General features: G+C 33.3%; 23 protein-coding genes. 12 read left to right on the plus strand and 11 right to left on the minus strand.

The features are described from left to right. Positions 1-3: 3 nt before the first annotated feature. The 3 genes from DG435_RS21580 to DG435_RS21590 all read right to left on the minus strand — a co-directional run bounded on the left by DG435_RS21580 (position 4) and on the right by DG435_RS21590 (position 2,527). A complete protein-coding gene (locus DG435_RS21580; protein ID WP_024770597.1) occupies positions 4-621 on the minus strand; it encodes a bifunctional nuclease family protein in 618 nt (205 codons plus the stop codon). A gap of 86 nt (positions 622-707) precedes the next feature. Then, entirely contained in the window at positions 708-1,676 is a 969-nt protein-coding gene (locus DG435_RS21585) for an electron transfer flavoprotein subunit alpha/FixB family protein (RefSeq protein WP_106794786.1), read from the minus strand. A 104-nt stretch (positions 1,677-1,780) separates the two neighbouring features. Continuing rightward, complete coding sequence (locus tag DG435_RS21590; protein ID WP_106794785.1) at positions 1,781-2,527, minus strand: electron transfer flavoprotein subunit beta/FixA family protein; 747 nt, start codon at positions 2,525-2,527, stop codon at positions 1,781-1,783. A 233-nt stretch (positions 2,528-2,760) separates the two neighbouring features. Here DG435_RS21590 and DG435_RS21595 point away from each other — a divergent pair, with 233 nt between their 5' ends. The 3 genes from DG435_RS21595 (at position 2,761) to DG435_RS21605 (ending at position 7,125) form a co-directional block, all read left to right on the plus strand. Further along, a complete protein-coding gene (locus DG435_RS21595; protein ID WP_255409750.1) occupies positions 2,761-3,768 on the plus strand; it encodes a pyruvate dehydrogenase complex E1 component subunit beta in 1,008 nt (335 codons plus the stop codon). A 116-nt stretch (positions 3,769-3,884) separates the two neighbouring features. Next, positions 3,885-6,383 carry a DUF5686 and carboxypeptidase-like regulatory domain-containing protein gene (locus DG435_RS21600; RefSeq protein ID WP_106794784.1) on the plus strand — a complete coding sequence of 833 codons (2,499 nt, stop codon included), beginning with the start codon at positions 3,885-3,887 and terminating at the stop codon, positions 6,381-6,383. 211 nt (positions 6,384-6,594) lie between these two features. Continuing rightward, on the plus strand, positions 6,595-7,125 hold the full coding sequence (locus DG435_RS21605; protein ID WP_106794783.1) for an inorganic diphosphatase: 531 nt from the start codon (positions 6,595-6,597) through the stop codon (positions 7,123-7,125). A gap of 61 nt (positions 7,126-7,186) precedes the next feature. Here DG435_RS21605 and DG435_RS21610 read toward each other — a convergent pair whose 3' ends face one another. Then, positions 7,187-7,957 (minus strand): hypothetical protein, encoded by a 771-nt coding sequence (locus DG435_RS21610; RefSeq protein WP_106794782.1) that lies wholly within the window; start codon positions 7,955-7,957, stop codon positions 7,187-7,189. A gap of 187 nt (positions 7,958-8,144) precedes the next feature. Here DG435_RS21610 and DG435_RS21615 point away from each other — a divergent pair, with 187 nt between their 5' ends. Further along, positions 8,145-10,544: a sodium-translocating pyrophosphatase gene (locus DG435_RS21615; RefSeq protein ID WP_106794781.1), complete on the plus strand. Its 2,400-nt coding sequence runs from the start codon at positions 8,145-8,147 to the stop codon at positions 10,542-10,544. Between the two features lie 153 nt (positions 10,545-10,697). Then, a complete protein-coding gene (locus DG435_RS21620; protein ID WP_106794780.1) occupies positions 10,698-11,699 on the plus strand; it encodes an App1 family protein in 1,002 nt (333 codons plus the stop codon). On the opposite strand, the gene DG435_RS21625 is transcribed toward DG435_RS21620, so the two are convergent. Then, positions 11,696-12,463 (minus strand): LexA family transcriptional regulator, encoded by a 768-nt coding sequence (locus tag DG435_RS21625; protein WP_106794779.1) that lies wholly within the window; start codon positions 12,461-12,463, stop codon positions 11,696-11,698. The two genes, DG435_RS21620 and DG435_RS21625, sit on opposite strands and share 4 nt — an antisense overlap. A 139-nt stretch (positions 12,464-12,602) precedes the next feature. On the opposite strand from DG435_RS21625, the gene DG435_RS21630 reads away from it, so the two are divergent. The 4 genes from DG435_RS21630 (at position 12,603) to DG435_RS21645 (ending at position 15,685) form a co-directional block, all read left to right on the plus strand. Beyond that, positions 12,603-13,016, plus strand: a complete 414-nt coding sequence (locus tag DG435_RS21630; RefSeq protein ID WP_234387185.1) for an endonuclease domain-containing protein — start codon at positions 12,603-12,605, stop codon at positions 13,014-13,016. Further along, positions 13,006-14,268 carry a putative DNA modification/repair radical SAM protein gene (locus tag DG435_RS21635; protein WP_106794777.1) on the plus strand — a complete coding sequence of 421 codons (1,263 nt, stop codon included), beginning with the start codon at positions 13,006-13,008 and terminating at the stop codon, positions 14,266-14,268. Before DG435_RS21630 ends, DG435_RS21635 begins: the two co-directional genes overlap by 11 nt. An 11-nt stretch (positions 14,269-14,279) precedes the next feature. Next, the gene (locus DG435_RS21640) at positions 14,280-15,056 is read left to right on the plus strand and encodes a TIGR03915 family putative DNA repair protein (RefSeq protein ID WP_106794776.1); all 777 of its coding nucleotides are present in this window, start codon (positions 14,280-14,282) and stop codon (positions 15,054-15,056) included. Positions 15,057-15,289: 233 nt separating this feature from the next. Then, positions 15,290-15,685: a hypothetical protein gene (locus DG435_RS21645; RefSeq protein WP_199852730.1), complete on the plus strand. Its 396-nt coding sequence runs from the start codon at positions 15,290-15,292 to the stop codon at positions 15,683-15,685. A gap of 66 nt (positions 15,686-15,751) precedes the next feature. On the opposite strand, the gene DG435_RS21650 is transcribed toward DG435_RS21645, so the two are convergent. Continuing rightward, positions 15,752-16,327: a nitroreductase gene (locus tag DG435_RS21650; protein ID WP_106794774.1), complete on the minus strand. Its 576-nt coding sequence runs from the start codon at positions 16,325-16,327 to the stop codon at positions 15,752-15,754. A 77-nt stretch (positions 16,328-16,404) separates the two neighbouring features. On the opposite strand from DG435_RS21650, the gene DG435_RS21655 reads away from it, so the two are divergent. Continuing rightward, positions 16,405-17,130, plus strand: coding sequence for a methyltransferase domain-containing protein (locus DG435_RS21655; protein ID WP_159025771.1), 726 nt, complete (start codon positions 16,405-16,407; stop codon positions 17,128-17,130). After that, on the plus strand, positions 17,111-17,548 hold the full coding sequence (locus DG435_RS21660; protein ID WP_106794772.1) for a hypothetical protein: 438 nt from the start codon (positions 17,111-17,113) through the stop codon (positions 17,546-17,548). Before DG435_RS21655 ends, DG435_RS21660 begins: the two co-directional genes overlap by 20 nt. A 163-nt stretch (positions 17,549-17,711) precedes the next feature. Here DG435_RS21660 and DG435_RS21665 read toward each other — a convergent pair whose 3' ends face one another. Both DG435_RS21665 and DG435_RS21670 read right to left on the minus strand, forming a co-directional pair. Further along, a complete protein-coding gene (locus DG435_RS21665; RefSeq protein WP_159025795.1) occupies positions 17,712-18,836 on the minus strand; it encodes a pentapeptide repeat-containing protein in 1,125 nt (374 codons plus the stop codon). A gap of 128 nt (positions 18,837-18,964) precedes the next feature. Continuing rightward, the gene (locus DG435_RS21670) at positions 18,965-19,186 is read right to left on the minus strand and encodes a hypothetical protein (protein WP_106795017.1); all 222 of its coding nucleotides are present in this window, start codon (positions 19,184-19,186) and stop codon (positions 18,965-18,967) included. A gap of 220 nt (positions 19,187-19,406) precedes the next feature. Between DG435_RS21670 and DG435_RS21675 the strand changes: the two genes are divergently transcribed. Beyond that, complete coding sequence (locus tag DG435_RS21675) at positions 19,407-20,546, plus strand: formylglycine-generating enzyme family protein (protein ID WP_106795018.1); 1,140 nt, start codon at positions 19,407-19,409, stop codon at positions 20,544-20,546. Between the two features lie 22 nt (positions 20,547-20,568). Here DG435_RS21675 and DG435_RS21680 read toward each other — a convergent pair whose 3' ends face one another. From DG435_RS21680 to DG435_RS21690, 3 genes are all read right to left on the minus strand, one after another. Further along, positions 20,569-21,228 carry a 4'-phosphopantetheinyl transferase superfamily protein gene (locus tag DG435_RS21680; protein ID WP_106795019.1) on the minus strand — a complete coding sequence of 220 codons (660 nt, stop codon included), beginning with the start codon at positions 21,226-21,228 and terminating at the stop codon, positions 20,569-20,571. A 136-nt stretch (positions 21,229-21,364) separates the two neighbouring features. Next, positions 21,365-22,126: a thioesterase II family protein gene (locus DG435_RS21685; RefSeq protein ID WP_106795020.1), complete on the minus strand. Its 762-nt coding sequence runs from the start codon at positions 22,124-22,126 to the stop codon at positions 21,365-21,367. Between the two features lie 6 nt (positions 22,127-22,132). Next, positions 22,133-23,413 carry an MFS transporter gene (locus tag DG435_RS21690; RefSeq protein ID WP_106795021.1) on the minus strand — a complete coding sequence of 427 codons (1,281 nt, stop codon included), beginning with the start codon at positions 23,411-23,413 and terminating at the stop codon, positions 22,133-22,135. Positions 23,414-23,440 lie beyond the last annotated feature (27 nt).

A 23,440-nucleotide genomic window follows, 5' to 3' on the forward strand; every position in this document is an offset into this window, starting at 1 on the left:
AAATTAGCCTCGTTTGGAAATTTCATCGCGAATCCTTGCTGCTAATTCATAGTCTTCATTAGTAACTGCCTGATCAAGCATTCGATTGAGTTCTTCAATAGATAAGTCTTTATAACTTGTTTCTTTACCTACCATTTCAACATCATCAGAAACCAGTTCATCTACCAAAAGACTCTCGGGATCAGTCTCATCATCCTTTTTGGGATTTACTTTAAGATATATACCGGCCTGATCCAAAATATTTTTATACGTAAATATAGGAGCTTGAAATCGTAAGGCCAATGCAATAGCATCGCTTGTTCTGGCATCAATGATTTCTTCAATTTTATCGCGTTCACAAATAACACTGGAATAAAAGACACCGTCTACCAGTTTATGAATAATTACTTGCTTCACTATAATATCAAACCGATCTGCAAAATTCTTAAAAAGATCATGGGTAAGTGGTCTTGGCGGTTTTATTTCCTTTTCTAAAGCAATAGCTATAGATTGCGCCTCAAAAGCACCTATAACAATTGGCAACTTTCTTTCTCCATCCACCTCACTTAAAATTAGCGCATAAGCGCCATTTTGGGTTTGACTGTATGATATTCCTTTTATGTTCAGTCGAACTAAACTCATATTGCTCTCAATAAAAAAGAGCTGTTTGAACATGCGGATTTTTACGTAGGTTCAAACAGCCCCTAATTGGGCACAATTTATGAAAATTATGCGTTATTCGACTTAAATTCTTTTAATTTTTCAATAAGTTTTGGCACTACTTCAAAAGCATCTCCTACTATTCCGTAGTCTGCCGCTTTAAAGAAAGGTGCCTCGGGATCGTTATTAATCACCACTTTTACTTTACTGGCATTAATCCCTGCCAAGTGTTGAATAGCTCCAGAAACTCCGATAGCTATGTACAGGTTAGATGCAACTGGTTTTCCTGTCTGTCCTACGTGTTCGCTATGAGGTCTCCATCCCATATCACTTACTGGTTTTGAACATGCGGTAGCGGCACCAAGCACTTCTGCCAGCTCTTCTATCATTCCCCAATTTTCAGGACCTTTTAACCCACGTCCTCCTGATACTACAATTTCTGCATCTGCGATAGAAACCTTATCTGTAGCTTTATCCACAGCGGTTACCTGTACTCCAAAATCGTCATCAGAAAGCGACGGATCAAAAGCCTCAGAAGTGGCAGACGCAGCATTTTCTTTAAGACCAAAAGCATTATTAGATAAACCAATTACTTTAACATCAGTTGGTATTTCTGTAACATTAAATGCTTTATTGGTAAATGCAGTACGTTTCACTTTAAAAGGAGAAGCACTTTCTGGTAACCCTACAACATTAGATGCATATCCAGCATTAAGGTGCACAGCTAATAAAGGTGCTAAAAATTTACTATCTGCTGTAGAACTTACCACAACAACCTTTGCTCCTTCTTGTACTGCTGCCTGTTTTATTGCATCTGCATATGCTTTTGCATTAAATGTAGATAGCTTATCATTTTTTATCTCTAAAACTTTATCTACTCCATACGCTCCTAATTCACTACTATCTCCTCCATTAATACTTACAGCGGTTACAGTTGTACCAAGCATAGCAGCAACTTCTTTTGCATAAGATGCTACTTCGAAAGCGGCTTTTTTAAATTTTTGGCCTTCACTTTCTGTATATACTAAAATTGACATAAAAATTTTGTTTAATTTTTCCCGAATCTGTTTCAGGAACTGTTTGATTGTTTTGTTAATTTTCAAAAGACTCCGAAACAAGTTCGGAATGATTTAGTCTTCAATTAAATCACTTTAGCCTCGTTATGCAATAATGCAACCAATTGATCTACATTATCAGGATCTACTAATGTTACTTCTCCTTTTGGAGTTGGTTTTTGAAATTGAACAGCTTTTGTTTCCTGATCTGCTTCAATTGGCTCTACTACCGTAAGTGGTTTTTTACGGGCCATCATAATTCCTCTCATATTTGGAATACGTAAATCACTTTCTTCTACCAATCCTTTTTGTCCACCAACGATTAAAGGTAATTTAGCTGTAGAAGTTTCTTTTCCTCCGTCAATTTCTCGAGTAACTGTTGCCGTATCTCCTTCGACCTCTAAACCGATGCATGTATTTACAAAATTAGCACCTGTAAGAGCAGAAATCATCCCAGGCACCATACCACCATTATAATCAATAGATTCTCTACCTGCAATAACTAGGTCATAACCACCATCTTGTATAACTTTTGCTAATTGTCGAGCAACATAAAAACCGTCTGTTGCTTCAGTATTTACTCTAATTGCATTATCTGCACCAATCGCCAAAGCTTTACGCAAAGTAGGTTCTGTCTCTGGGCCACCAACATTTGCAACATCTACAGATGCTCCTTGCTTTTCTTTAAACCACATTGCACGAGTTAATCCAAATTCATCATTAGGGTTAATTACAAACTGCACTCCATTGGTGTCAAACTTAGTATCTCCATCCGTAAAATTAATTTTGGAAGTTGTGTCTGGCACATGGCTAATACAAACTAATATTTTCATTTTATATATGTATTTTTTGAGAATTTAATAATAAAGGCGAAGGTACAAATAAAAAGTATAATTTACTATGCACGCATAATAAATTTTTTCAATATTCAACCCCTATCAAAGGGTTTTAATTGCTACTTTTGCCTTCGTTATGGCACAAAATATTTTTTTAAAATAAAATTAGAAGAATTTAAATTATCAATAAGTGTTACATCTACGGATAATTTTAATTCTAAAAATAAACAGTGTCGACTAAAAACAATAAAAATAAGCACATGAAAACCATACAATTCAGAGAAGCAATTTGCGAAGCAATGACTGAAGAAATGCGACGAGATGAATCCATATACTTAATGGGTGAAGAAGTTGCAGAATATAACGGAGCGTATAAAGCGAGTAAAGGCATGCTGGACGAGTTTGGCCCAGATAGAGTTCTTGACACTCCTATCTCTGAATTAGGTTTTGCTGGTATTGGTGTTGGAAGTGCCATGAATGGTAATCGACCAATTATCGAATTCATGACGTTTAATTTTTCATTGGTTGGAATAGATCAAATCATTAATAACGCTGCAAAAATGCGCCAAATGAGTGGTGGTCAATTTAACATTCCTATTGTTTTTAGAGGTCCTACTGCTTCTGCAGGGCAATTAGGAGCTACACACTCACAAGCTTTTGAAAATTGGTTTGCCAATACACCAGGATTAAAAGTAGTGGTTCCTTCAAATCCAAAAGACGCCAAAGGATTATTAAAATCTGCTATTAGAGATAACGACCCTGTTATCTTTATGGAAAGTGAACAAATGTATGGTGATAAAGGCGAAGTGCCAGAAGGTGAATTTACAATTCCTCTTGGAGTAGCAGAAACAAAGAGAGAAGGTAATGATGTTACTATCGTTTCATTTGGGAAAATTATCAAAGAAGCTTATAAAGCAGCAGATGAATTAGCTAAAGAAAATATTTCCTGTGAAATCATAGATTTAAGAACTGTTCGACCTTTAGATCTGGATGCTATATTTACTTCTGTTAAAAAAACAAATCGATTAATTATTCTTGAAGAAGCTTGGCCTTTAGCTAATATTTCTTCAGAAATCACATATCAGGTGCAATCCAATATCTTCGACTACCTAGATGCACCCATTATAAAAATCAATACAGCAGATACACCAACCCCATATTCTCCTCAGTTATTAGAAGAATGGTTACCAAACAGTAAAGATGTTGTTAAAGCTGTTAAAAAAGTGATGTATAAATAAAATGAACTCCTTTATTTTGCGTTTCATCAGTTTTCGGAACACCATCAAGTACAAAAATGGCCCAAAAATTGAGGTGATCCACTAATTATCACAAGTATTAATCTTAATAATTTTAGATGAGACATTTGATTTTAGGAATACTTTTTACTTTATGTAGCTGTACATTTCTTTATTCACAAACTAAAATTGGCGGCCAGGTTTATGATAGTAATAAGCAACCTGTTCCTTTTGCTAATATTGTATTTGCAAATTCTACAATAGGTACCATAACCGATGAAAATGGTAGGTTCTATATGGAATCCGATAATAATTATTCTAATGTCAAAGTTTCGTTTATTGGTTTTAAAACCAAAACTATAAAACTAGCCAAACGGGTTACCTATAAGATGGAAATCGTCCTCGAAGAGGAAGCCGCTACATTAGATGAAGTTGTTATTTATAAAGGAAAAACTTCTAAAAAAAATAATCCCGCAATTGATATTCTAAGAAAAATCTGGAAAAATCGACGAGAAAACGGAGTTAAGAAGTTTAAACAGTACACCTATGATAAATATGAAAAATTAGAATTTGACCTTAATACTATTGATAGTGCTTTGGTCAACAGTAGGATTTTTAATGGCATGGAATTTATTTTTGATGATGTAGATACGTCGAGAATAACCGGAAAAACTTATTTACCTATTTTTCTTAACGAAGCTCTTTCTAAAGTATATGGTGATAATATAATCAATGAAGAGAAAGAAGTACTGGCAGGAAATAAAAATGCCGGATTTAGTGATAATCAAACTTTAATTGCATTTGTTAAAGATCTGTACTCTGATTACGATGTGTATGAAAATTATTTAAAATTCTTTGACAAAAGTTTTACCAGTCCGCTATCTAGGACCGGTATTAGCGTATATAATTATGTCTTAACCGATAGTGCATATATAGGCAACAAATGGTGTTATAATATTATATATTACCCTAGAAGAAAAAACGAATTGACTTTTAAAGGCGATTTTTGGGTAAATGACACCACCTGGGCCATTAAAGAAATAAACTTAGAAGTTACAAAGAGTGCCAATATCAACTGGGTAAAAGATTTATATATCGAACAAGAGTTCGATGTATTAAATGATTCTATTTTTCTAATTACCAAAGATTATTTTCAGTCTGATTTCGCTTTTAGTAAGAAAGAAAAATCACGTGGAGTATATGGTAAAAGAACCACTTTATATGACAATTATAAATTTGACATAAAAAAAGACAACAAATTCTATCAAAGCCAAGTAGATCCATATAATCAAGATATTTATAATAGAGAGGATTCTTTCTGGGCTAATGCCAGAATGGAAAAACTTAATAAAGATGAAGAAAAAGTTTACAAACTGCTCGATACTCTTAAAACAGTAAAAGCTTTTAAACGCCTTTATAATATTGGAACCATATTAGCTTCGGGTTACGTAGAGTTTAATGGTTTTGATTTTGGACCACTTTTCAATACTATTGGATTTAATGATATTGAAGGGTTTAGACTTAGAGCAGGTGGTAGAACTTATTTCACTTCTAATGATAGATGGCGTATCGAAGGATATGGTGCTTACGGTTTTAAAGACAATAAGTTTAAATATGGGATTTCAGGAAAATATCTTGTCGATCGAAAATCAAGGCTTATCGTAGCTGCCGGAAACCGACGAGATGTAGAGCAACTTGGTGCCAGTTTAACCAATACTAATAATGTTGAAGGGAGAAGTCTGGCTTCCTCTTCTGTTATTGCGACTGGAGATAATGATAGACTTACATCTATCAATCTGTCTGCTTTTTCTATGCAAATAGAACCCAAAAAAAACCTGACAATTGGAGTCACAGGATCCTATAGAACTTTAAAACCAGCAGATCGTTCATTATTTAGCTTAGATTTTCTTGATCCCGAAACCAATGAATTACGGACTCAGATCAAACAAACCGAAATAGCAACACAAATTACATATACACCAGGTAGGAAAACTACAGGATATGGTGTAGATAGAATTGTTGTAAATGATGGGGATTTTTCCACCCTATTTCTAAATTATAGTGTTGGTGTAAAGGGTTTAATAGAAAGTGATTTTGAATATCAAAAATTACAATTTTTCTACCGACAACCATGGAACATTGGAGGTTTTGGTGTATTAAACAGCTCACTGGAAGTTGGAAAAACATTTGGCGAAGTCCCATTAGGCTTGTTAAGTGTTATCCCAGGAAATCAAACTTATCTTTCAATATATAATACTTTTCCATTATTAAACTATTATGAATTTGTTACAGATACTTATACCTCTCTTCACTTAGAACATAATTTTAATGGTAGAATATTTTCTAGAATCCCGCTACTAAGAAAACTAAATCTTAGAGAATTGGTTGGTATAAGAGGTGTTTGGGGAGAATTATCTAATGAAAACATCGCAATCGATGCCTCAGGGTTTTTACAAAGTGTAGGAGCTCCAAATGACGAAATTTATTGGGAGTATAGTTTGGGTGTAGGGAATATTTTTAAGGTTTTCAGAATAGATTTTCATTTCAGAGGGAACTATTTCGATAATCCTGATGCTCGTAAATTTGGAGTTACCGGATCTTTTGGATTTTATTTCTAGAAAAAGATTACTGTATACTGGTTTAAAAACATCGATTGCATCATACAATCATTATATTTTTCTGTATTGTTACCGTCTATTTTTATCTAAAAACCTTTTAGTTCATCACAATATTAAGATTTAACTAAAAAAGTAATAATTTTTCTTTATAAATTTTAACTAACCCCTTGTAATACCTATATTTGCCGCCCATTAAAAAGAGAATAGAATTATGAGTACAGCTACTAAAGAAAGCTTTGACGTACTAATTGAAATACCAAAAGGAAGTAGAAATAAATACGAGTACGATTTTGATATAAAAAAAATCAGATATGATCGTATGATCTTTTCCTCTATGATGTATCCGGCAGATTATGGATTTATTCCTGAAACTCTGGCTTTAGATGGAGATCCTCTGGATGTTTTAGTGTTAGTTACAGAACCAACATTTCCTGGTTGTGTAATGGAAGTTAAACCTATTGGTGTTTTTCATATGGCAGATGAAAAAGGGCCTGACGAAAAAATCATATGTGTTCCTGTTTCTGACCCTATTGCAAGCCGACTTGCCGATCTAAAAGAAATGAATCCTCATTTAATAAAAGAAATAGAACACTTTTTTCAGGTATATAAAGATTTAGAGCGAAAAAAAGTTGATGTAGGTGGATGGGGTAATATTGATGAAGCTAAAGATATTATCAAGGCCTGTATTAAACGTTTTGATGAACTAGAAAACAAACCAAAAGGATTATTTAGTATTTACTAAATATCAATTCTAAGAACTTTAAAAAGCATGGAGTTTTCTTTTAAAGAAAACTCCATGCTTTTTATTTTACATCATACTCAGAAGGAAATTCTCTTTCATACTTTTTCATTTGAAGCATACTCATATGTTGAGTAATTTCATAATTCCTTTTGTATGTATACTGAATAAGAACTGGATAATCTACTTTAAAATTTACATTTCTTAAACTCTCATTACTATACTCAAAAACATTATAAGCCCAGTAACTGTGTCCATTAGCATGCTCCAGATTCATTGTTATGATTTCATGATTACCATCATCATCAACATCCCTTTCTGCTCGATGCCCTTCAAACACCATATCATCAAAAGATATTTTTTGAAATAGTGCATCATTTTTTTGAAATAAATACAAGACCTTAACAAGCATACCCATCACTCCGTTTCCTGTACCTTGTTGTATCAACTTTACATCTTTATACCCATCACCATTAATATCCGACACCAAAACAAGCCCTCCTTTCATAGTTAAAGGAGAAAATGAACCTGGTTGTTTCATTTTTTGAATTTGCCTTTTATTTCGAAAAATACGAATCATCCCAAAATCGATTTGGGCAGCGAACCAGGTTAATTGAATAGTTATACTATCTTTATTATCAAAAAATTGATCTATCGATAAAGTACAATCATAGGTTCCCTTAGTAGCTATTTTATCATATTCTTTCCACGTATTATATGTTTTGTAGGATGGAGCAGAATATTTTTCAAATGCATATTGAGCATTTGAAGAATTTATAAAAAAGATACTATAAAACACTATCAGAAACGCAGTTCTATAAAAATATAAAATCATATATCTATCTCTCTTTTTTAAACTTACACAAAAATAGAACATCATTATCATAATTTACTCCCCGAAAACAGTAGTTTTTTTCATTTTTTGTACGATCAATTATTTAAAATTATTGCCATCTAACTATCCTTTTGTATTTAGGGTATTTTTACTACTTTTAGCGACGAATTAACTTAAAATATATTTAATGGAATCGAATATGATTTATATGCCCATTGTTTTGGCATTACTAGGGCTAGTTTATATGCTTATCAAAAAATCTTGGGTAATGAAACAAGATGCAGGTGATGGTAAAATGAAAGAAATTTCGGATCATATTTATGAAGGTGCTTTAGCTTTCTTAAATGCAGAATACAAATTACTTGCAATATTCGTGGTAATAGTAAGTGTTTTATTATTTATAGTTTCTATAGTAGTAGACACAACACACTGGCTGATTGTGATCGCTTTTATTTTTGGAGCAGTATTCTCTGCCTTTGCTGGAAACATAGGGATGAAAATTGCTACCAAGACAAATGTTAGAACTACCCAAGCAGCTCGTACTAGTTTACCAAATGCACTTAAAATTTCTTTTGGTGGTGGTACGGTAATGGGACTTGGTGTTGCAGGATTAGCAGTATTAGGATTAACAACTTTCTTTATCATATTTTATAATGTCTTTATGGGAGGTGAATGGACTTCTGCCGATAAAATGACTGTCGTTTTAGAAACCTTAGCCGGATTTTCTTTAGGAGCAGAATCTATTGCATTATTTGCTCGTGTTGGTGGAGGTATTTATACCAAAGCAGCAGATGTAGGAGCAGATTTGGTTGGTAAAGTAGAAGCAGGTATCCCAGAAGATGATCCACGTAACCCTGCTACCATTGCAGATAATGTAGGGGATAATGTAGGTGATGTTGCTGGTATGGGTGCAGATTTATTTGGATCTTATGTAGCAACTGTCCTTGCAGCTATGGTATTAGGTAACTATGTGATCAAAGATATGGGAGGTTCTATTACAGATGTTTTTGGAGGTATTGGACCAATCTTATTGCCAATGGCAATTGCAGGTGTTGGAATTATCATCTCTGTAATAGGTACGATGCTTGTCAAAATTAAAAGTAACGATGCCAAAGAAGCTCAAGTAATGGGAGCACTTAATATTGGTAACTGGACATCAATTATTTTAGTAGCAGCGGCTTGTTTTGCATTATGTAAGTGGATGCTTCCTGAAACAATGAAAATGGAATTCTTTGGTGAAGGTCTTGTTGAGATCTCTTCAATGAGAGTTTTTTATGCAACTTTAGTAGGTTTATTAGTAGGAGCAGTAATCTCTTCTGTAACCGAGTATTATACTGGATTAGGTAAGTCGCCTATCCTTAAAATTGTACAACAATCAAGCACAGGTGCTGGAACAAACATTATTGCTGGTTTAGCTACCGGGATGATTTCTACATTTCCTTCTGTATTATTATTTGCAGGAGCTATTTGGGCATCTTATGCCTTTGCAGGGTTTTATGGAGTTGCACTGGCAGCCTCTGCGATGATGGCTACCACAGCTATGCAATTAGCTATTGATGCTTTTGGACCAATATCTGATAATGCTGGTGGGATTGCAGAAATGAGCGAACAGGAACCAATAGTAAGAGAACGAACAGATATACTAGATTCTGTGGGGAACACAACAGCAGCAACAGGAAAAGGATTTGCTATTGCTTCTGCTGCGCTAACATCTTTAGCTTTATTTGCCGCTTATGTTACCTTCACAGGAATTGACGGAATTAATATTTTCAAAGCACCTGTATTAGCAATGTTATTTGTTGGAGGTATGGTGCCAGTAGTATTCTCTGCTTTAGCAATGAATGCTGTAGGAAAAGCTGCTATGGAAATGGTACAAGAAGTACGTCGCCAGTTTAAAGATATTGCAGGAATCATGGAAGGAACAGGAAAACCAGAATATGATAAATGTGTAGCTATTTCTACTAAAGCATCTTTAAGAGAAATGATGTTACCTGGTTTATTAACTATTGGATTTCCACTGGTAATAGCTTTCATTCCGATGATTTTTGGTATGGATACTAAAGCCATCGCAGAAATGCTAGGAGGATATATGGCAGGAGTTACCGTGAGTGGTGTGTTATGGGCTATTTTCCAAAACAATGCTGGTGGTGCCTGGGATAATGCTAAAAAATCATTTGAAGCCGGTGTCGAAATCAACGGAGAAATGACCTTTAAAGGTTCTGATGCTCATAAAGCTGCAGTAACAGGTGATACTGTTGGAGATCCATTTAAAGACACTTCTGGTCCATCGATGAACATTTTAATTAAGTTAACATGCCTTATAGGACTAGTAATTGCTCCTATTTTAGGAGGACACACTTCTGAAACTGCTGTTGCAACTAATACTATAGAAGTGACACAGTCAACGAATAATGCTTCAGAAAAGAAAATCGAAGTTCGTATGAATATGGAAGGCGAGTTAGCAACTGCTACTGTTACCATAGAAACTTCTGAAAAAGGAAAAGTAAAACGTGATGTAAAAGAATTAAAAGGATCAGAAGCTGAAGTAAAAGCAGAAATTGAAGCAATTAAAGCTTCTATAAAATAAGAATCCTAAAATTAATGTATAAGACAACCTCGCTCTTTGGGCGAGGTTGTTTATTTTTATGATATCTCTTAGTAAAAAAACTAAATAACTACGACTAATACATAAAATTATAGCAAACGAAGCATAAGCAAATTACTAAAATTTATATTTTTCATGTTTAAGAAAAAAGCTTTACGTATCAATACTTACCTTGGTTACGGCACAAATTCCATTTTTCGTGCAACAGGAAGAGCTCTTGAAGATGAAAATATTGATTTTAGTACAAATCAAAATATATTTAAAACCTTACGGAATATTTACAGACAGCTCGAAAGTGATGAAATCCGAAATATCAAGATAGAACTAAAATTACCCGATGGGCAAGTTATAGAAACAAATACAGATCTCGAAGGGTATTACAACCTGGAACTCGATATCCCTAAGCTTTCTAAATATATAAATGAAAAAGGTTGGATTTCGTATAGTGTATCTTACAAAAAAGAAGACACACGCAAAGAAATAAGCAATAAAAATATATTTAACAGTCAAATGCTTGTCCCTTCAGATCATGCAGAATTCGCAATTATAAGTGATATTGATGATACTATTATACATACAGGTGTCGCTTCATTATTTAAATGGAGAGTTATTGCTAATACACTTTTCAAAAACTTTGATAAAAGAACTGCAATAGAAGGCACGGTGAAATTTTGTAAAAAATTACATCTGGGGACAAAAGGAACGCCTGTTAATCCGTTTTTTTATGTAAGTAATAGTCCGTGGAATTTGTATGATTATCTAAGTGCCTTTTTTAACAAACATCATTTTCCAAAAGGTCCAATTTTACTTAGAGATTTTAGAACACCATTTGATAAAACACCAAAACCTAAAGTTCCGCATAAGCAGTCCGAAATTGTGAATCTTTTAACGATGTATCCACATCTTAAATTTATTCTTATTGGAGATAGTGGAGAAAAAGATGCCGATATTTATACTAAAATTGCAGAGCAATATCGTGGTCGTATTTTAGCCATTTACTTAAGAAACGTAAAGCATCGCCGAAAAGAAAAACGAATTAAAAAGATTATACATTCCTTTACTGCCTCTCCTATTCTTCTTGTTCACACGTATGATGAAGCTATCAAACACGCACAAGAGTCTGGATTCATAAATTAGTGTTTCATACTTCTCACCTCAGAGGTTAATTCCAACATTGCCTCTTGTAGCTGTTTCATACTAGCCGTATCAGAATTAGCATCAATATTGAAGCTTAACTTGCTATTTATTTCCCAAAGCTCAACTATTTGATGTGTCTGAATCGTATATGGTAAGTACTCAGAATTTAAAGAGATTAACGTTATTATAGAAGCATCTTTATTTTTTCTAATTTTCTTTACCACTACACTATCTTCTAAAACGATTACGCAAATTGTATTATTACTCACTTCAGAAAGGTTGTTTACCGCTTTACCAATCACCCACTCTTTGGGCTCTAGTAATGGCAGCATACTATCCCCTTCTACCTGAAAACCACGATATGTAGCATTTCGATATTCTGGTAAAGGAATATCAAATGCAGGTAATTGTTGATACCAATCTAAATCTTGAACATTATGAGGATATCCTGCTGCGGCTTTTACATTTACCAAAACTATATTTTCATTATTCTGAGAATCTATAGTAACTACTTTTGGAGATACATCTCCCAGGTGTAATTGTATTTTCTTTTGAGTACTCTCTCCAAACAACCACAAGGGATTAATATTGAATTCCTGCAATAATCTGGCTACAACTTTTCCTGAAATCTTGGTCTTACCCCTTTCTATATCAGCTGTAGAATTTTTAATCTGCAAAACCTTAGCAAAATCAGATTGGGTAAAATGGTTTTCCTCGCGAATTTGTTTAAAACGCTTTATGGTTTGGTTGGTTGAATTATCCATAAAATCGAAATTTTAATAGTATTATCATATAAAAACGGTGCTGTGACCTGGGATAATTAGTAGCAAAGATACAAGATTTTGGAATATTTCCAATTTTAACATAATTTTATTTTAATATTTATGGAAAAATTCCATAAATTTGGAAAAATTACAACTAAATACATCTACTATGTCTTCACAAACCATTCCTTTATACCAAAAAGTATCAGAGAAAATCATTAGACATTCACTCGATAGTTCTATTACAACTATCGATCAACTTCATCAAAAACTCTCAGAAAAAGGATTTCATTTTCTTAGAAATAAGGCCGTGAAAAATTACAATTTTGATTTTTATTGTACTACATCAAAAATTGCTATTGAAATTGACAGTTATGCGCACGAGTTCTCGGATATCCACAACTTAGATGCCCCAAAAAAATTATTTATTTCGTCATTAGGAATTACCGTTCTTAGGTTTACAGATTATCAGATATTAACCGATATAGAAGAAATAATAAGAACCGTAAAAAATCAAATAAAAACCGCTACAGAATGCATCTATGTCGTTTGAGCGAATACGTCAAAAACTCTCCATTTTGGCAGATGCCGCAAAATATGATGTTTCATGCGCCAGTAGCGGAGGTAAAAGAGCCAATCCTAAAAAAGGATTAGGAAATAATACAGGTTTCGGAATTTGTCATAGTTATACAGAAGATGGACGCTGCGTTTCTTTATTAAAAATTTTGCTTACCAATCATTGCATTTATGATTGTGCCTATTGTATTACCAGAAAAAGTAATGATATTAAAAGAGCTGCTTTTAAAATTCAGGAAGTAGTTGATCTAACTATTAATTTTTATAGAAGAAATTATATCGAAGGGCTATTTCTAAGCTCTGGAATATTCAAAAACTCTGATTTTACCATGGAGCGATTAGTTGCTGTGGCCAAAAAACTCAGATTAGAAGAGAATTTTAATGGCTATATCCATCTCAAATCCATTCCTGGTGCCAGTGATGAATTGATGCGTGAGGCAGGATTATATGCCGATCGATTAAGTGTGAATATTGAAATCCCAACCAAATCCGGATTAAAACTTTTGGCGCCAGATAAAAAACATGAGGATTTCATAAAACCTATGCAAAAGGTTAAAAATGAAATCATTCAATATAAAGCAGAGCGTAAAACGATAAAGAACACTCCCAAATATGCTCCGGCAGGGCAAAGTACTCAAATGATCATTGGAGCAACTGGTGAGAGTGATCGAGATATCATGTATTCTGCCACCTATTACTATAAAAAATTTGATATGCGACGAGTATATTACTCTGGATATATTCCTGTTATGACAGACTCTCGGTTACCATCCTTAGGAACTGAGGTTCCTATCCTTAGAGAAAACCGTCTTTACCAAACCGATTGGTTATTGAGATTTTATGGATTTTCTGTTAACGAAATATTGAATGACACATACAAAAACCTGGACTTAGATATTGACCCAAAACTAAGTTGGGCATTACGTAATCTACATCTCTTCCCTATTGACATCAACAAAGCAGATAAAAGGATATTGGCCAGAGTTCCCGGTATTGGCATGCAATCTGTATTTAAAATACTACAGGCCAGAAAATTTAGAAATTTAGATTGGTCTCATCTTAAAGCTATTGGCATAGCCATAAACAGAGCCCAATATTTTATCACTTGTAATTCTAAGGATTTTTATAACAAAGATCATGATCCTCATACATTAAAAGCTAAGATCCTAAAAAGCTCTAATAGTAAGTATAAAAAATACTTTAATCAACAATTAAGTCTTTTCTCCTAATATCAATACTTATGAATCCGCAAACGATATTACTATATGATGGAAGTTTTGAAGGATTTTTAAGTTGTATTTTTATGGTATATGATCAAAAAATATCTGATGCAGTTATTAGAAAAGAATCAGAAACCAATACTCAATTATTTACAATAACAGAAGAGGTTATCACCGAGAGGTATAAAGCATCAAGAGTATGGAAAGGATTTAAATCTAAAACAACTCGAAATGAACAACAGGATTTCTTTAAAGTATTTTTGAGTGAAATCAAAGGCGTAGAGAATACATTATTGAGTTATGTACAAAACATTTTTACCAAAAAAAACGATAGAAATATTGATTTCAGTAATAAAGATATTCTAAAAATTAGTCAGGTTGCGAGGATGGTAGGTCGAGAAAAACACAGAATGGAAGCATTTGTACGTTTTCAATTAACCAATGACAATATATACACCGCTACTGTCGAACCAGATTTTAATGTTTTGCCACTAATCATTCATCATTTTAAAGATCGATATGCCGACCAGCAATGGGTTATCTATGATATCAAAAGAAATTATGGTATTTACTACGATCTAAACACTGTAGAAACAGTAACTATAGAAGGCTTTTCTAGAAAAAAGGTTCGAATTTCAGAAGAGGTACTCGCTCAGAATGAAGCCGAATTTCAAAAATTATGGGGAACATACTACAATAATGTGAACATAAAATCCCGTAAAAACAACAAATTACATAAACAACACCTTCCAAAACGCTACTGGAAATACTTAACCGAGAAAAATAGTAGCTTATAATAATATATCGTTAAGAAATCTTTATCTATATAAACACCTAATTTACAAGGATAACAAGCACTTAGGCCTATATAGTAGCCAAATAATAAAAACCAGTGTGTATTTTTTACCCATCTTAAATTTCGAATAGATAAAATAAAGTATTAGATTTGGCGTTAAGTAACCAAAATTAACTATATCTATTTATTATGAAAAAAATTTTTTTAGGAGCTTTAGCTCTAGTGTTTTTAACAGTGATCTCTTGTAAAGATGCTGCTAATAAAGCTGAAGAAGCAGCAGATACAGCAGAAGAAGCTGTTGAAGAAGTTGCAGAAAAAGTAGAAGAAGCTGCCGAAGAAGTTGCAGAAAAAGTAGAAGAAGCTGTTGACGGTGTTCCTAATTTTGACAACGCTGAAGTAACAGAATACGTAAAAAAATATGAGGCGTATATGGCTAAGTATGCAAAAATCGTAGAAAGCAAAGATATGACTGCTTTTGCTGGACTTGCTCAAGAAGGATCAGAACTTGGCGCAGCAGCTCAAGGTATTGCTGGAAAATTATCTGGTGATGATGTTAAAAAATGGACTGACTATATGACTGCTAGTTCTGAAAAGATGCAAAAACTTGCTCAAGCAATGACTCAGCAATAGTCGTATTTTTAAAATACAATAAGTCGTATGACTTATAAAAACCATCCACAATGTGGATGGTTTTTTTTATTCCATCCATTGTACTTTACTCTCTATCGGTTCTCGTTTTGAAGTGTTTTTCTCGTCTTCATCATAATACCCGAGATAAAAGAAACCTAAACAGTGTTCTCCTTCTTCAAAATCAAAAAAATCACCCATATAGTTGATTAACTTAGGGCTGCTCCAATAGCAACCAATATCGTTTGCCGTGCATGTTAGCCACATATTCTGTACCGCCATTGCAGTTGATGCAACTTCTTCCCACTCCGGAATACGCTCTTTTGGATCTCGTTGCATACAAATCACAATTATCGCACTGGCAGATTTACACTTATCAATAATTTTAGTGTGCTTAAACGGAGAAAAATCTTCATTAGAAGTGATATCGGTATATGTATCTGATAAAAACACTCCCAATCGATCTTTGGCTTCTCCTTCTACCACCTTAAAACGCCAAGGTTGTGTGAGTTTATGTGTCGGAGCCCAATTTGCATTTTCCAATACCATTTTAATCAATGCTTTAGGTACAGGTTTCTCATTGTATTGTGCCGGAAAAACAGATCGTCTTCTCCTAATTATTTCATTAATATCATCATTAGTCATAGAATTTCGTCTTTTTTTGTAAAGTTATTATTATTCTAAGGACTAAAAATACTAGTATCATTAATTAATACAATATTGTGAACCTTAGAGTTCGATTACATAAATCTGAGCAACTTGACAACTTATCCCTATCAGGAGGGATACTCGATACAACATTAGCCAGCTTAAAATTTATCAATACTTATTTTGGTAATCATAGACAATTAAGTAAGGCCATATTGCACTATTGTATAACACATCCAACTATAGAAAAAATTCATATTGTTGATATTGGTTGTGGTGGTGGAGATTGTATTGCACATATCTCAGAAACACTAAAGAAACATAATATAAAAGCCACATTTACAGGAATTGATGGCAATCCTAAAAGTATTTCTTATGCACTGCAAAATAATCCTGATCCTACTCATATTAATTTTAATACCGCTGATATTTTAGATAAGGATTTTGTATTACCTAATTGCGACCTCTTGATCAGTAGCCATTTTATATATCATTTCAATAATGAAAACCTAATTTATTTTTTAAAAAAATTGCAATCTAATACTGTAAAACATATTATTTTTAGTGAATTGTATAGAAGTAAAATGGCGTACCATATGTTTAAAACAATACGTTTTATGCTTCCTGTTTCGGATATGACAAAGAAAGATGGATTGATTGCTATACAAAGAGCCTTTACTAATAAAGAATTAGAAACTATTATTCGCAAGAGTACAATAGAAAAACATAGTATTACCAAAAAGCCGTTTTTCCGTATGATTGCTCAAATATATCTTCATAATGAAAAGAATACTGTCTAAACATATAAACACTCTAAAAGAAGCTCCAAAAACTTTAATCCTAACCTATATTATTATCTACTTCTTATGGGGATTGGGAATGAATCGTTTTGGAACCGAAGTAGAAATTGCCAGGTTTACATATTGGTGGCAAGTAATTACATGTTATATCTTATATATGGTACCCATTTCAATTATCTTAAAGGAATACACCTTTTTTGAGCAATATGCATATGGGTTAGTTGCAATGGGGATATTAGAATTTTTAGGATATTGGCTTCAGTCATCTTATGTATATCCAGATAATATCCTGGATAAGGTATTTAGCCCTCAAAATTTCAGTTTAGGGATGGCTTTATTCTTTGCATTATATTTTCCGGCAGGAAACTGGCTCGTTAAAAAAACACATGACCTAATTTTTATAAGGAACTCATCTTGAGTAGCGGTTTTAAGCTGAAAAGTATGGCTTTTGTGCCATAATGAAGTTCTTTCTTTTCTGCATAGCCTTAGCTACGTTGAAAAGAAAGAACTTCATTATGGTACAAAATGTGAATTTTGTAGGCAAAAGCATTACTCAAGATGAGTTCAAGTAATAAATAGTATTATTTTTTGGGAATCAGAACAAACTGTTTCTTTCCTTGTTTTTTAATTCTATATTTTTTTGCGATCTCTCCTGCACCTTCCAGATCCAAAGAGTCCGAAATGTATGCTATCCAATCTTGCCTATCTACAATAACATTATCCAATATTGCATCTGTTAAATTTGCATTTTCTAATTTGGTTCCCCACAATATCGCTTCAGAGAGATCAGCACCGCTAAGGTCTGCTCCATACAAATTAGCATTTGTAAAATCAACACTTAACAATTCTGCTCGCTGCAAATTAGCATTATGTAACCGTGCTCTTTTTAAATTACCATCTGATAAATTGATTTTACTCATTCGTACTTCTTTAAGGTCGCAGCTTTCCATATTAGCAGCAGGCATCTGAGCTTCTGTTAAATCAGAATAATCTAATCGTGCATATTTAAGATTAACTCCTCTTCCCAGATTAACCTTTCTAAGGTTTGTATATCTAAACTCTGCAGAATTTAAAATATCTTGTGAAGATTCTAGACCTAGATCACTTTTTAAAAGCGTAAATAGTAGTTGCCCCCGCTCTGGACTAATTGGTTTTTCAATTAACACTCCATCATCAATATAGCGATATGGTTTCATTGCCATACACAGACCAACTATTCTAGCTTCTAATGTTTTGCTTATATTACGACTACCAGAGCCTTTATATTTCAATTCTTCATTTAAATCAGTAAGAACATCACCCATTACAAATACTAATGACGATCTTCGATCTGCCTCTACAAGGTTATTCTGGCTGGTAATTAATTTATTTTGATTTAGCAATAGTTTTGTCTGAAAAATCAATACCAATGAAGGCACTATCGCAAACAAAAATGCAAACAATCCAATTCTCGTAACTCGCCAGATCACACTAGATGATACATCAGAAACCGTATCTACAGAAACTGTTTTATATTCTTTATACTCATTAATAGCAGCACTAATACTTCGCTTAAGTCGATTGCCAAAAATTGGAGTACTGGATTTTTTTAAGAGCCACCATCTAAATCTTCTTTTTTTCTGTTTCCCTTTATTAATTTTATCCAGCTTATCCTGAAGTAACTTATTTTCGTTTTTTAACCGTTCAATATAATCTTGTTCGTTCACAGCGCTATAGATTTGGATATTAAAACGCATAAGATATAAAAGTTATTATTACTTTAAAAAAAAGAGAGCTTTCTTAACGTAGTAAAAAGGCTCTCTTCGATCATAGTAAAATCAGTAGTGGTGTTTTTTCATTCGAGATAAGTCGAGATATCTTCTGCAATATCCTCTATTATCGAGAGTTCCTCCTGATCATCGATAAGGTGAATAGTTTTTATCAAAAGCTGTACATATCCAGATACATATGCTTTCTTTTTTTTATCGCTCACATACTCCTTTCCTTCTACCACTATAAATGCGATTAAATTGCGTATGATCAATTGTATTTCTGAAATATCTAGCTCCTTTTTCATTAGAAATATTTTAAGTAACTCCCTAAGAATTAGATACTAAAATATAATTATGATATTCAAAAAGTACAAAAACAGCCTAATAAAAAGGTTAATCTTCGATTAAAAGCAGCTTTTATCGTTTTGCAGAATACACCTAAAAACTTTATCTTTTAATGATCCAAAAAAGATTACATTTGAATAACCAGCTTAAAACAACTTAGATATAAAACACAATTACTAAATGAATAAAGACAAATACTGCAAAAGATATAGAAAAGAGACACTATTACTTATCTTTTTAGCAATAATTACAAGTTGTAAAAAAGAACAAGAGCTCAAAAAAGTTGAAAAAACCTCAACTACACAACAGATACAAATCATTAAGGATATACCAGAAGGAATAACAATACCAGAAGGAATGGTTTGGATTCCCGGAGGAAACTTCAATCAAGGAGCCGTGAAAAATGATCGTATGATCATGAAACATGAGACTCCTGCTCATCCCGTTTCGGTAGATGGTTTTTTTATGGATATAACAGAAGTTACAAATGCGCAGTTTAAAAAATTTATTGATGCCACTAACTATGTAACAGTAGCAGAACGAGAAATTGTTTGGGAAGAGATGAAAAAACAATTACCTCCTAATGCTCCTAAACCTCATGACTCTATACTACAACCCGGATCATTAATTTTCAAAAAAACAAAAAAGAGTGTTCCAAATCTTTTCGACTATTCTCAATGGTGGTTATGGAAAATCGGAGCTAACTGGAAACATCCTTTAGGTCCAGAAAGTTCTATTGAAGGAAAAGACAAGTATCCCGTTGTTCATATTGCCTATGAAGATGCTGTGGCGTATTGTAAATGGGCAGAAAGAAGATTGCCTACTGAGGCAGAATGGGAATATGCATCCAGAGGGAAAGAAAAAAGCACTATTTTTTTCTGGGGAAATGATATACAAAATTTAAGTAATCATGCCAATACGTGGGAAGGAGAGTTTCCTCTAGAAAACACCAAAACAGACGGTTTTGAAAACAAAGCTCCGGTTCGCTCCTATCCATCCAATTCGTATAATCTATATGACATGGCTGGAAATGTTTGGGAATGGACACAAGATTGGTACAATACAACGTATTACAATCAATTAAAACAGCAAGGTTTAACTCATAATCCTAAGGGCGCTGTAAAACCCTACAATCCTAACAATCCTGCTTTGCAAGAAAAGGTCATAAAAGGGGGTTCTTTTTTATGTAGTGATTCTTATTGTGCCAGTTATCGTAATAGTGCCAGAATGGCCACCAGCATAGACTCTTCGTTAGAGCATCTAGGGTTTAGAACGGTCCTAAGTATTGGTATGATCAGTGATTCTAAAAAGACAGAATAAACCTATTTGTCACTAATTTGAGCTACACCATAAGAGAGTTATAAAAATTTACATCATGCATTTTAAATGTTGATAATTGACTGGTTGTTAGTGCAGCACTATAACCTTTAGTGAACACAAAATCATTCACAAACCATAATTCATCGTCAAAACTAACGGTATTATTCTTCACTTCAAGTTCATTCAGAGGTATATAAAACCCCCGTCCATCTGCCTTAATCACACTTTCCTTAATAGTCCAATATTTATAAAACACATTTAACGGGCAGCTCGCACTGTTAATTTCATCCCATTGATCTGCAGTCATTAAATCTCTGAAATCTTTTAGGTTTCTCTTTCGATGTTCTTCAATATCAATACCAAGCCTGGTATTTTTTCCTATTGCACAAATCACATAATCTCCAGAATGAGATATATTAAAGTCATATCCATTTAAGGTTAAATATGGTCGTTTGTGTGAGTTATAAGCGATAAGATCCCAGATATTGTTTTCTATATGACAACTCTTTAGTGCTTCAATCAATAGTAAGCGTCCGAACAAATGCGCATGTCTATCTTGCCAACGAATATATTGTGAATTTTTTTTTCTCAAATCTGGCGATAGTAATGATAAATAATCTGAAAAAAGACTTTGTTCCAGAGGGGTTTTAAAAGATGTATAAAATATATCTATAGAATGCATTCTTAAATCTTTTCAAACGTAGTAATAGAGATCATATAAATAGTTTTGAAAATAACTTTTTAACTGTCAGCTTAAATTGACAACCTTCAACTTTTTAGTCTTTTTAGACAACTAAATCATTCAAAACTAGACTTTTCTATTGTACTATAATCATCTTTTGATTCAATATTGAACCACAGGCATTACTAATTTTATAAGCAATAGCTCTTGGGTCTTTAAATATGAAAAAATGATCTCCTTCCAGAAATTGTATGATTTGAGGAAGTTCTGTTTCTTCATTCCATTTTTTAATTTTATCTAAAGAAACTTTGTCTTCTCTCTGCCCTATTTCATCTTTTCCCATACAAACAAATAAAGGAACGGGCAGCGGCTTTTTAATCTTATAGTATGTATAATTTTCGATAGCTTTAAAATCGGATTTCAGAATTGGGTAGTATAGGGATAAAAGATCCTGATGCTGTAAAATTTCTTTAGGAAGCCCACCCATCTCATTAATTTCTTTCCAAAACAAATCTTCTGGTAATGAGGAGATTTCCTTTTTTGAAACTGCTCCAGGAGCTCCTCTACCTGTAAAAAACAAACAAATAGGCAATCGCATATTCTTCTGAATCAACAGCTTGGTTAATTCGTAACCCAACAGGGTTCCCATACTATGACCATAAATAAGATAAGGTTCGTTTTTTATATGCCGATATATTTGCTCAAATATATCTTGAACCATTACTGAGATTTCATCTAACAACCTTTCTTTAAACCGGGCTCCTCTACCAGGTAGCTCTACAGTAATCCATTCAAAGTCTTTTGACATAAACTCTGATATGTTTTTAAAGCTATATTTATTACCTCCTGCAAAAGGTATTGCTATAATTTTTATTTTATCTCTTAAAATTTCATTCATTAGAAACTATCTTTTTTGGTGTTTATTTAATTCTGTAAAATACAATCTGTCAAGATCTTGCAATGATTTATTTTTTCTATACACCAATGAAATTATAGTTAATAATGCACCTGATATTACGAATACGATTATAATAGATGTTGTGATACTGGTTCCTGGAAAACGATTAAGTATTTGCAGAGAAAAATTCTTAAATATATTGCTTAATTTATCGACAACAAATCCTGATAAAAGAAAGGCGATAGGGGCAGCCGCTCCTATAACTAAAGTTCCGACGCCTGTTAATCTTCCAAGTAAGTCTACGGGAACTACAGTTTGAAAAAATGTATCATTAGCAATCCCTGAAATAGAAAACATGGCCAATATTAGCATTCCTCCGATTGCCAGGATATAAGGATTAATCTGAATAAAAAAGCTACAGAGAGTAAGGCCTACTATAACATTTGCCCAAATAACCACTTGAATTGGCTTTTTAATGCCCTTTGTGCTACTCATAATAATTCCGCCAATCAAACTTCCTGAACCAACTACTGCTAGTACAATTCCCAAGACATACTCATCTGAGAAGTCAAGAATTAACGGTGTCAGTAATACCGTAATAAGTCCTATCAAAAAATTTGTCAAGAAGAAGAATGAAAATAGATAAATAAATCCTTTTTTTTGATTCATAAATTCTTTGACAACTAAAAAATCTGCTTTTAAGCTAAATTTTTCTTCTGACTGAGCGACAACGACAAAACTTAATATGCTAAAAGAAATAACTGACACAAAAAAGGTCACTGCATCAATAAAAAATATATTTTTCAATCCAATGAGTTTATACAGCACAGGAGCTAGTATAGGAACCCCCATCTGGATAATAGAATGGATTGTACTGGATGCCCCTTGTGCGTTCACTAATCTATTTTTTGGCACCAATGCGGTGGTTGAAATATAAAAGGCGTTAAACACAAACATACTGGCTATAGAACCTATCCCAGCGACTATCATGATATGCCACGGAACCAAATTCCCAAGATAATACAACGTCATTAAGGTCAAACTACCACATCCTGCAATGAGCTGACCATAAATTATCATCTTTTTTTTGTTCCATCGATCTACTAAACCACCTATAACAGGAGCCAAAAAAATTGCCGGCGCAGCTTCAAAAAACCAAATCATTGAGTATATAGTTATACTTCCTTCAGGCTGATCCAATATCCACACACTCAATGCAAAATCTGTTAAATCCGTTCCAAATATTGAAAACATTAGTAGTCCCAAATAGACATAATATTTTTTCATTAACTTTTTATTTATATGTGATACACC

The sequence above is a fragment of the Aquimarina sp. Aq78 genome (genome assembly GCF_900299525.1).
Taxonomy (GTDB): Bacteria; Bacteroidota; Bacteroidia; order Flavobacteriales; family Flavobacteriaceae; genus Aquimarina.

Coding starts and splice junctions, on each gene's coding strand:
- DG435_RS21580 (WP_024770597.1), bottom strand. CDS start 621: ATGAGTTTAGTTCGACTGAACATAAAAGGAATATCATACAGTCAAACC.
- DG435_RS21585 (WP_106794786.1), bottom strand. CDS start 1,676: ATGTCAATTTTAGTATATACAGAAAGTGAAGGCCAAAAATTTAAAAAA.
- DG435_RS21590 (WP_106794785.1), bottom strand. CDS start 2,527: ATGAAAATATTAGTTTGTATTAGCCATGTGCCAGACACAACTTCCAAA.
- DG435_RS21600 (WP_106794784.1), top strand. CDS start 3,885: ATGAGACATTTGATTTTAGGAATACTTTTTACTTTATGTAGCTGTACA.
- DG435_RS21605 (WP_106794783.1), top strand. CDS start 6,595: ATGAGTACAGCTACTAAAGAAAGCTTTGACGTACTAATTGAAATACCA.
- DG435_RS21610 (WP_106794782.1), bottom strand. CDS start 7,957: ATGATTTTATATTTTTATAGAACTGCGTTTCTGATAGTGTTTTATAGT.
- DG435_RS21615 (WP_106794781.1), top strand. CDS start 8,145: ATGGAATCGAATATGATTTATATGCCCATTGTTTTGGCATTACTAGGG.
- DG435_RS21620 (WP_106794780.1), top strand. CDS start 10,698: ATGTTTAAGAAAAAAGCTTTACGTATCAATACTTACCTTGGTTACGGC.
- DG435_RS21625 (WP_106794779.1), bottom strand. CDS start 12,463: ATGGATAATTCAACCAACCAAACCATAAAGCGTTTTAAACAAATTCGC.
- DG435_RS21635 (WP_106794777.1), top strand. CDS start 13,006: ATGTCGTTTGAGCGAATACGTCAAAAACTCTCCATTTTGGCAGATGCC.
- DG435_RS21640 (WP_106794776.1), top strand. CDS start 14,280: ATGAATCCGCAAACGATATTACTATATGATGGAAGTTTTGAAGGATTT.
- DG435_RS21650 (WP_106794774.1), bottom strand. CDS start 16,327: ATGACTAATGATGATATTAATGAAATAATTAGGAGAAGACGATCTGTT.
- DG435_RS21660 (WP_106794772.1), top strand. CDS start 17,111: ATGAAAAGAATACTGTCTAAACATATAAACACTCTAAAAGAAGCTCCA.
- DG435_RS21670 (WP_106795017.1), bottom strand. CDS start 19,186: ATGAAAAAGGAGCTAGATATTTCAGAAATACAATTGATCATACGCAAT.
- DG435_RS21675 (WP_106795018.1), top strand. CDS start 19,407: ATGAATAAAGACAAATACTGCAAAAGATATAGAAAAGAGACACTATTA.
- DG435_RS21680 (WP_106795019.1), bottom strand. CDS start 21,228: ATGCATTCTATAGATATATTTTATACATCTTTTAAAACCCCTCTGGAA.
- DG435_RS21685 (WP_106795020.1), bottom strand. CDS start 22,126: ATGAATGAAATTTTAAGAGATAAAATAAAAATTATAGCAATACCTTTT.
- DG435_RS21690 (WP_106795021.1), bottom strand. CDS start 23,413: ATGAAAAAATATTATGTCTATTTGGGACTACTAATGTTTTCAATATTT.